9 protein-coding genes and 1 tRNA gene are annotated in these 9299 nt (G+C 71.5%); all 10 read right to left on the minus strand.

What is annotated here, in order from left to right; genetic code table 11:
• A partial coding sequence (locus tag RI554_08725; GenBank protein ID MDR9392095.1) for a hypothetical protein occupies positions 1–205 on the minus strand: 205 nt, incomplete at its 3' end.
• A 67-nt stretch (positions 206–272) separates the two neighbouring features.
• A complete protein-coding gene (locus RI554_08730) occupies positions 273–1313 on the minus strand; it encodes a polyprenyl synthetase family protein (GenBank protein ID MDR9392096.1) in 1041 nt (346 codons plus the stop codon).
• A 43-nt stretch (positions 1314–1356) separates the two neighbouring features.
• Entirely contained in the window at positions 1357–2364 is a 1008-nt protein-coding gene (locus RI554_08735) for an ATP-binding cassette domain-containing protein (protein MDR9392097.1), read from the minus strand.
• Positions 2361–3377 carry an ABC transporter ATP-binding protein gene (locus tag RI554_08740; protein MDR9392098.1) on the minus strand — a complete coding sequence of 339 codons (1017 nt, stop codon included), beginning with the start codon at positions 3375–3377 and terminating at the stop codon, positions 2361–2363. Before RI554_08740 ends, RI554_08735 begins: the two co-directional genes overlap by 4 nt.
• Before the next feature lie 73 nt (positions 3378–3450).
• A complete protein-coding gene (locus RI554_08745; protein MDR9392099.1) occupies positions 3451–4641 on the minus strand; it encodes an ABC transporter permease in 1191 nt (396 codons plus the stop codon).
• Between the two features lies 1 nt (position 4642).
• Complete coding sequence (locus RI554_08750; protein ID MDR9392100.1) at positions 4643–5644, minus strand: ABC transporter permease; 1002 nt, start codon at positions 5642–5644, stop codon at positions 4643–4645.
• Between the two features lie 94 nt (positions 5645–5738).
• Positions 5739–7490: an ABC transporter substrate-binding protein gene (locus RI554_08755; GenBank protein MDR9392101.1), complete on the minus strand. Its 1752-nt coding sequence runs from the start codon at positions 7488–7490 to the stop codon at positions 5739–5741.
• A gap of 273 nt (positions 7491–7763) precedes the next feature.
• The gene (gene secG / locus RI554_08760; protein ID MDR9392102.1) at positions 7764–8000 is read right to left on the minus strand and encodes a preprotein translocase subunit SecG; all 237 of its coding nucleotides are present in this window, start codon (positions 7998–8000) and stop codon (positions 7764–7766) included.
• Positions 8001–8045: 45 nt separating this feature from the next.
• Positions 8046–8129, minus strand: a tRNA-Leu gene (locus RI554_08765).
• Between the two features lie 76 nt (positions 8130–8205).
• Positions 8206–9299, minus strand: a 1094-nt coding sequence (locus RI554_08770) for an FAD-dependent oxidoreductase (GenBank protein MDR9392103.1), incomplete at its 5' end; no start/stop codon positions are given.

Below are 9299 nucleotides of genomic sequence, written 5' to 3' on the forward strand. Positions count from 1 at the left end.
AGGGGGGTGCGTGCGGCCCGAGCCAGGCGACGGGTACGTCGCCGGCGAGCGTCGCGGCGTCCGCCGTCGTGCGGGCCTGCACCGCGGTGCGGCAGGCGTCGCACAGGCCGTCGCGGGTGCCGGGCTCGCGGCGGCACACGGCGCAGGGCAGCAGGGCCAGCCAGGGGGGGAGGGCGGCGGGGGTGCGCCGCGTCCGGGGGGGCATGCCCGGAGGGTGCCGCACCCCCGCGCCGGGGGGCGGCGGTGGGGCGTCCCGAGCCGAGCGGGGGGCGTCAGGCGTCGCGATCGACGAGGGCGTCGATCCAGCCGACCAACGGGGCGCGCCGGGCGGCGTCGGTCCGCTCGACCAGCGCGGCCTGCAACGCGGCGCGACCCTCGTCCGCCTTCGCGTGCGCGGTCGCTTGGGCGGAGGCGAGCGCGTCGACGGACGTGATCAGGTCCAGCGCTTCGCGCATCTCGGCGTCGGTCTTGTCGCGGCGCGGGCGGTCGAGCAACGCCCGGAGGCGAGCGCCGTCGCGGGGGGCGAGGCGCGCGAAGGCGTGCGCGAGGATGAGGGTGCGTTTGCCTTCGTACAGGTCGCCGGCGAACTCCTTGCCGTACCCCCCGCGGTCCGGCTCGAGGTTGAGGACGTCGTCGCGGATCTGGAACGCCGCGCCGAGCGCCCGTCCGGCGGCGTCGTAGCGGGGGTCGGGGGCGACGCCGGCGACGTGCGCCCCGAGGCGGAGGGGGGCGACGACGGTGTAGATGGCGGTCTTGCGTTCGACCATGCCGAGGTAGGCGGCTTCGTCGACGTCGAAGCGTCCGTCGGCGACCCAGGCGAGGTCGAGGTGTTGCCCCTCCGCGGTCTGCGCGATGGTGGTGGCGAACTCGTGCAGGACGGCGTCGCGCCACGGCGCGTCGAGCGCCAGGAGCGCCCGCCACATCGCGACGTGCATCGCGTCGCCGACGTTGATGGCGACCGGGACGCCCACCTCCCGGTGGAGGGCGGGGGCGCCCCGCCGTTCGTCGGAGTCGTCCTCGACGTCGTCGTGCACCAGCACCCAGTTCTGGAACAGTTCGAGGGCGGCGGCGACGGGGAGGGCGTCCTCGGGGTCGGCGCCGTGCGCGTACGCCGCCGCGAGGAGCAACTTCCCGCGGAGGCCTTTGCCGCCGCGCGCCGGGTAGGTGCGCTGGAGGTCGGCGAAGCGGGCGCGTTCGGGGTCGTCGCCCCCGTCGGGGAGGAGCGAGAGGACGGCGCCTTGGAGGCGTTCGCCGACCGCCTCCAAGGTCGCGGCCGCGTCGGAGCGCGCGTCGCCGGGGCGGGACGCGCTCACGCGGGGTCCGCCGGACGCTGCGCGGGACGCCCGCGCGGCATCGTCAGGGACGCCGGATGCACGCCTTGAAGTGGCCGGGGGAGACCTCTTCGAGGGGCGGGTCGACGTGCTTGCAGTCCTCGATCGCGATGGGGCAGCGCGTCCGGAAGACGCAGCCCGAGGGCGGGTTGATGGGGCTGGGGATGTCGCCCTGCAGGATGATCCGTTCGCGTTTCACGGTCGGGTCGGGGATCGGGACGGCGGAGAGCAACGCCTCGGTGTACGGGTGGACCGGGTTGGCGTAGAGCTCCTTCGACGGCGCGACCTCCATGACCTTGCCGAGGTACATGACGATGACCTTGTCGCTGATGTACTCGACGACCCCGAGGTCGTGCGCGATGAACAACAGGGTCAGCCCGAGCTCCTCCTTGAGGTCCTGCAGGAGGTTCACGACCTGCGCTTGGATGGAGACGTCGAGGGCGGAGACCGGTTCGTCGGCGACGATGAACTGCGGATCGACGGCGAGGGCGCGAGCGATGCCGATGCGTTGGCGTTGCCCGCCGGAGAACTCGTGCGGGTAGCGGCGCATGTGCGACGCGCTCAAGCCGACGCGCTCGAGCAGGTCGGCGACCTTCTCCTCGCGGACCTTGCCCTTCGCGAGGTTGTGGATCTGCAGCGCTTCACCGATGATGTCGCCGACCGACATGCGCGGGTTCAGGCTGGCGAACGGGTCCTGGAAGATGATCTGCATCTTCTTCCGGTACTCCCGCATGCGGGTCTTGTCGAGTTGCGTGACGTCGACGCCGTCGAACTTCACTTCCCCCGACGTCGGCTCGATGAGGCGGAGGATCGAACGCCCCGCGGTGGTCTTGCCCGATCCGGATTCGCCGACGAGGCCGACGACCTCGCCGGGGTTGATGGCGAACGTGACGTCCTCCACCGCTTTGACGTTCGCGACGACGCGGGAGAAGATCCCGCCGCGGATCGGGAAGTACTTCTTGAGGTTGTTGACCTCGAGCAGCGGCGCGGTGGCGTTCGCCGCGGCGTCGGGCGTGGTGGCGACGTCGCTCACGCGTGCACCTCGTCCTTCTTCAGGTCGATCTCGGCTTGGCGGACGCAGCGCACCATGTGCCCGTCCCCGACGTCCTCGAGCGGCGGGATGGCGGTGGTGCACACGTCGTCGGCGTACTTGCAGCGCGGATGGAAGGCGCAGCCTTGGGGCAACGACAGCGGGTTCGGGACGTTCCCGGGGATGGCTTCGAGGCGCTCCTGGTGTTCGGCGACCTTGTCGACGCGCGGGATCGAGTTCAGCAGACCGCGCGTGTACGGCATCCGCGGGTTCGCGTAGATGTCGCCCACGCTGGCCTCCTCCACGGCCCGCCCGGCGTACATGACGACCACGCGGTCGGCGACCTCCGCGACGACGCCGAGGTCGTGCGTGATGAAGAGGATCGACATGCCGATCTCCTCCTGCAGCGACCGCATCAGATCCAGGATCTGCGCTTGGATCGTCACGTCGAGGGCGGTCGTGGGTTCGTCGGCGATCAACAGCTTCGGGCTGCAGGACAACGCCATGGCGATCATGACGCGCTGCCGCATGCCGCCCGACATCTGGTGGGGGTAGTTCTTGACGCGCTTGCCGGGCTCGGGGATCCCCACGAGGTCCAGCATCTCCGTCGCCATCTTCATGCCCTGGCGGCGGGTCTTGCCCTGGTGGAGTTGGATCGCTTCGGAGATCTGGTCCCCGACCGTGTAGACCGGGTTCAGGCTCGTCATCGGCTCCTGGAAGATCATGCTGATCTCGTTGCCGCGGATCTTGCGCATCTCCGCCTCGGAGAGGGTCAACAGATTGCGACCTTCGAACTCGATGCGGCCTCCGGCGAAGCGCCCGGGGGGCTGCGGAATCAACCGCATGGTGGACAGGCTCGTGACGGACTTCCCGGAGCCGGACTCGCCGACGACGCCGAGCGTCTCGCCTTTGTCGATGTGGAAGCTGACGCCGTCGACCGCCTTGACCGTACCTTCGTCGGTATCGAAGTACGTCTGCAGATCGACGACGTCGAGCAGTCGTTCGGAACTGGGCATGCGCAAGAACCTCCTGCGGGACTCTACCGTAACGACGGCGTTGCGTGGAGGGGGAGGGCGTGGGACCGCGGCGTCAACGGCGTTTGCGGGGGTCGAGGGCGTCGCGCAGGCCGTCGCCCACCAGGTTCCAACTGAGGACCGCCAGGAAGATCGGGATGCCCGGGATCAGCAGCCACGGCACGAACTGGATCGAGATGCCGCGGGCGGTGGCGTCGGACAACAGCAACCCCCAACTGGCGGTGTCGACGGCGCTGGGCCCCAAGCCGATGAACGACAGGCCGGTCTCGGTGAGGATGAACCCCGGAATCGCCAGCGTCAGGTCGACCACGACGTAGCTGGCGGTGGCGGGGAGGAGGTGCCGACGCAGGACCCGCCCCTCGTTCGCGCCGAGCGCCTTCGCGGCCGCGGCGTAGTCCATCTCGCGGATCGACAGCACCAGGCTGCGGATCGTGCGGGCCAGGCCGCCCCACCCGACGAAGCCGAGCACCAGCACGACCATCAGGAAGGTCTGGGCGCTGTTCATCTCCAGGCCGAACGCCTGCGCGAGCGGGTTGCGGGGGTCCTGCAGGAGGCTCGCGAGGACCACCAACAGGAACAGGCTCGGGATGGCGGAGAGCACCTCGACGAGCCGCATCACGAACTCGTCGACCCAGCCGCCGTAGAAGCCGGCGATGCCTCCGAACGCCAACCCCAAGAAGAGCGACACCCAGACCGCCAGCACCCCGATCACGAGGCTCACCTGCCCGCCGTACAGCACGCGGCTGAACACGTCCTTGCCGAGGTCGTTCGTCCCCCACAGGAAGATCCGCGCGGGGTCGTCCACCCCGAACAGGTGCAGGTCGCTTTCCCACAACCCCAACACCGAGTAGGTCGCCTCGGGGCGCTCGACGAAGAAGCGGATCGGGTACCGCGTCGAGGTGTCCTCGACGTAGACCCGCTGGAACGTGACGGGGTCGCGCTCGACCTTCACGTCGTGGACGTACGGCCGCACCCACCGTCCGGTGTCGGGATCGGTCCAGTGGATGGGGGTCGGCGGGCGGAACGCCGCGACGGGGCGGGTCCGGTACTCGTTCACGCCGTAGGGCGCGATGAACCCCGCGAAAATCGTCACCAGGTACATCGCGATCAGCACGCCCGCCCCGACCATCGCCACGCGGTGCCGGCGGAACTGCCGCCAGGCGATCTGGCGTTGCGACATCGACCGTTCGACCAGGCCCTCGAGGACCTCGACGTCCGGTTCGCGCGGGGGGCGGGGCGTCGTCACGTCAGTCGTACCGGATGCGCGGATCGACCGCGGCGAGGAGGAGGTCGGAGATCAGGTTGCCGATCATCAACAACAGCGTCGTGACGACCACCAGGCCGAGGACGACGTAGATGTCCTGCCGCGCGATGGCGGCCAACAGGGTGGGGGTGATGCCGGGCCACGACACGACGATCTCCACGAGGCCGGCCCCGCCGATCAACGTCGGTAGGATCCCACCGATCCCCGCCACGAAGGGAATGACCGCCGGACGGAGGGCGTGCTTGTAGGTGATGCTGCGCCGCCCCAGCCCCTTCGCGCGGGCGGTGCGGATGAAGTCGCTGGAGAGGTACTCGATCATTTGGGCGCGCAGCACCCGCGTGAACCCCGCCACGCCCGACGTCGCGACGACGAACGCCGGCAGGATCGTGTGGTGCGCGACGTCGAGGAACCGCCCCCAGGCGTTCAGGTCGGAGAAGTCGCTGCTCGTCATCTGCGCGACCGGCAACAGCAGCTCGTTGAACCCGAACGCGTCGCGCGTGAAGCCGCGCAACAGGAACAACCCCAGGATCAACACCTGCGCGAAGAAGAAGTTCGGGATGGCGAGCCCGAAGTACGCGACCGCGCTGACGATCTGGTCGGCCCACGAGTACTGCCGGACGGCGGAGAACACGCCGAGCGGGATCGCGAGGGCGTACAGCAGAACGAGGGACGCGACCACCAGCACCATCGAGTTGCGGATCGGGGCGGCGATCAGGTCCCACACCGGTTGGTTGCTGCTGAACGACAACCCCAGGTCGCCCTGCAGGAGCGACCCCAACCACCGCACGTACTGCACCGGCCACGGTTGGTCGAGCCCGAACTGCTCGCGGAGGCGCTGAATCGTCTCCGGCCGGACGTTCGGCTCGAGGGCGCGCTGCGCCAGGAAGTCGCCCGGCACCAACTGCGCGACGAGGAACGCGAGGAACGTCGCGCCCAGGAACGTCGGGACGAGGTTGAAGAGGCGGCGGACGACGTAACCGAACACGCGGGGTGGGCTCCATGGGGGCGGGCGCCCGCGCGCCGCCGAAGCGGACGCGCGGGCGCGAGGGGGGGCGGGGGCCGACGCGCCCCCGTGCGACTCAGCGCTTGAAGGTCAGCGGCAGCTGGCGGACGCCGACGACGGTGTCGATCAGGTCGGCAGGGTGTTCGCCGGCCACGTCGGACGCCCAACTGAAGTGCGCGAGGGGGCTGACGGTGAAGATCTGCGGCTGCAGGGCCGCCATGCGCGCCTGGATCGCGTAGCCGATCTGCCGCGCCGCTTCGGTGTCCAGCGTCCGGCGTCCCTCGCCGTACAGGCGTTCGGCGTCGCGTTCGGCGTCCGTGAGGCAGGCGCCCGACTGGTTGTACATGTGCAGGTTGCCGTCGCACGGCAGCACGTTCGAGCCCCACGGCCAAATGCGGTTGCCGCCCTGCAGGCCGATGAGGATGGCGTCGAACGGCCGGTCGTCGCCGGTGGTCAGCAGCTGGTCGACGAGCAGGTTGAAGTCGATCGCCTGGACGTCGATCTGCACGCCGGCGGCGCGCGCCTCGTCGGCGAAGATCTGCGCGATCTGTTCGCGCTGGTCGTTCCCGGCGTTCGTCGCGAGGGTGAAGGCGAGCTCCTCGCCGGCGTCGTTCACGAGGACGCCGTCGTCGTTCGGCGTGAAGCCCACCTCGGCGAGCAGCTCCAGGGCGCGCTCGGGGTCGTACCGGTACTTCGGGACGTCCGGATTCACCCAGTAGGCGTACGCCTGGTAGACGTCGGACCACATCGGGGCGGCGGACCCGCCGTACACGAGTTCGGTGATCGCTTCGCGGTCGACGAGGTGGCTCATCGCCCGCCGGAAGCGCACGTCGCGGAACAACGCCTCCTTCGCCGGCTCGCTGGCCTTGTTCCAGTTGAAGACGATGAACTGGCTTGACGCGACCGGCGCGACGTTCGGCAACAGCTCCGCGTCGATGTCGCCGTTGCGGATCGCTTGGCTCACGACCCCGACCTGATCGAGGTTCGACGGCGAGAAGGCGTCGATCTCGCCCGCGAGGTACAGGTTCAACGCGGCGTCCACCGACTCGACGATCTCGACGACGTAGCGGTCGAGGTAGGGCAGGGCGTTGCCCTGCTCGTCGACGTTCCACTCCCCGAAGTACGGGTTGCGTTCGAACACGATGCGTTGCCCCGGCAGGAACTCGACCGGCACGAAGGCGGTGGCCCACACCGTTTCGCTCACGTCGGTCTCGGTGCCCCACGCCTCCTTGAGGGCCTCGGCGCCGCCCTCGCGGTAGATGGCGCCGAGGACGTGGTCGGGCGCGGGCGACAGGTAGCCGGCGACCACGAGGGCGAGCCGGTCCTCCTTCGGGAAGTCGAACCGCACCGTGCGGGCGTCGACGGCGGTCATCTCGATCAGTTCCCCCTCGATGAACCAGCCGTCGTAGGCGTTCGAGCCGACGTCCTCGTCGGTCTGCGCCTCGTAGGCGAAGAGGAAGTCGTCGGTGTCGATCGGTTCCCCGTCGGACCAGCGCAGGCCTTCGCGCAGCGTCATCGTGACGCTCAGGCCGTCGTCGGCGATCTCGAACGACTCCGCCATGTTGGGGACGAAGGCGTCGGAGTCCGGGCCCTGCTGGAGAAGCGTCGTGGCGTCGGCGGCGTCGACGATGTCGTTCTCTTCGGCGCTGACGAACGGGTTGAAGGTCCGCGGGTCGCTCAGGGCGGAGACCCGGAACGTGCCCCCGTACTGCGCTTCGCCCGGCTCCGCGGAGGTCCAGGCGGCGGGCCACGTGAGCGGCTGGGCGGAGGCCCACGCCAACGTGGCGAGGGCGACGAGGGCGAGCAGGAACGACGACATCCGGTGCATGGGGCCTCCTTGGCGTGAGACGAATCCGGGCGGAACGACACCGAGCGGAACGAAACCGAGTGGAACGAAACCAAGCGGAACGGAGCCCGATCCGTACGCGCGAAGCGTAGCGAGCCGCACGCCGCATGTCCGTGCGTGCGGTTGCAAAAATGTAGCACCGACGCCGGCCCCGCACAAAACCCCGCCGGCGCGCGGTCCGAACGACGTGAACGGCGCGCCCGCGAGGGCGCGCCGTGACGTGCGGAGGACGACGCGCCGCGGGGCGCGCCTACGTCAGCGGGGGATGATCTGCAACAGCAGCGCGAGGCCGGCCCAGGCGACCCCCACGTAGATCGTGAGGCGTTGCAGCCCGCCGGCGGTCCCGCCCGCGGAGCCGAAGTCGCCGCCGGACCCCCCGGTGAGGCCGTCCCCGAGCCCGGCCTGCTTGGGCTCCTGCAGGAGCACGACCGCCGTCAGGCCGACGGAGGCGAGAATGAAGAGCGCCAGGACCAACCAGAACAGGACGAACACGGAGACCTCCAAAGGACGGCGCGGGGCCGGGAACGGCGTGGAGCGTGGTGCCGGGAGCGGGATTCGAACCCGCACGGGTTGCCCCGGTAGATTTTGAATCTACTGCGTCTACCGTTCCGCCATCCCGGCACGGGCGCGTCGGCGTAGCGATTGAGCGTAGCAGCGCCCGCGGGGGCGGTCAAGCGGACCGACGCCCCCGAAGCGCTCAGGGGGCGGCGTCCGGCGGACCGGCCCACGACGCCGCCAACGCCCACGCCTGCCCCCGAAGCAGCGGGCCGCCCTCCGGGACGCCCGCCGGCCAGAACCCCTCGGCCCGCAACGCGGCGGGCGTCGCCGCGCCCGCGCACGCGCCCCGCGCCAGGCAGGCGGCGTGACGCTGCACCCGGGCGGCGTCGGCCGACGTCGCCGGACCGGGACGGCACACGCGAGCGCGCTCCAGGTCCCGAGCGGCGGCGGGCGCGTCGCCCGCCCGCCGCAGCACGCCCGCCACCTGCCGCCGCAGCGTGGCGCACGTCACCGGGACCTCGCCCGCGGGGGCGTTGGCGTACCCCGCCGCCGCCAGCCCGTACGCGGCGAGGGTGCGAAACGCGGACCCGTACGGCGCCGCCGCCGCGACCGGCGGCGGGTCGGGCGGGGCGGGCAGGACCGCGCCGCGCGCCGACAACGCGGCGCGCACCCCCGCCACGAACGTCGCGTCGAGGGCGGCGTCGCGGGCCGAGCGTCCCGCGCGGACCGCCTCCACGGCGGCCACCCCGACCGCCTCGCCGACCGCCACCCCGAGCGGCGCCACCCGAGCGCTGGCGTACGCCACGGGGTCGTACCCCACGCCCCGCCCGACCGCCCACAGGCCGTCGGGCCCGTCGGCGGGCACCGTGGTGCACAGCGGCACGCCGTACCGCAGGGGGTCGGCGATCACGACGCCGCCCGGCGCGTGCCGGGTCGCCTGCACGTCCAGGGGGTAGCCGCCCACCGCGACGTCGAGGGGGCCGGAGCGGTGCGCGAGCACGTCCGCCCCCCGCAGGGTGCACGCCGCGCGCAGGTGGACGGTTTCGCGTCGGTACGGCGACGGCGCCAGCCGCACGGGGGCGCCGGCCACGAAGCCCGGCACGCGGGGGGCGAGGTGCGCGGGGAGGTCGGCGAGGGCCGCCTCGAGGCGGACGCGGAGGTCCGCCTCCGCCGCCCGCCGCACCGACGCCGGCGCCGTCGCGACGCGACCGACGTCGCCGGGCCGCCCCTCGAGGACGCCCGGCGCGAGGGCGAGCGCATTGATCCAGGCGCCCCCCGCCCCGTCGAGCACCA

This window comes from Trueperaceae bacterium (genome assembly GCA_031581195.1).
In the GTDB taxonomy this organism is placed as follows: domain Bacteria; phylum Deinococcota; class Deinococci; order Deinococcales; family Trueperaceae; genus SLSQ01.

Bases quoted from the DNA above. Each gene is read 5' to 3' on its own strand.
- RI554_08740 (MDR9392098.1), bottom strand. From the start codon at position 3,377: ATGCCCAGTTCCGAACGACTGCTCGACGTCGTCGATCTGCAGACGTAC.
- RI554_08755 (MDR9392101.1), bottom strand. From the start codon at position 7,490: ATGCACCGGATGTCGTCGTTCCTGCTCGCCCTCGTCGCCCTCGCCACG.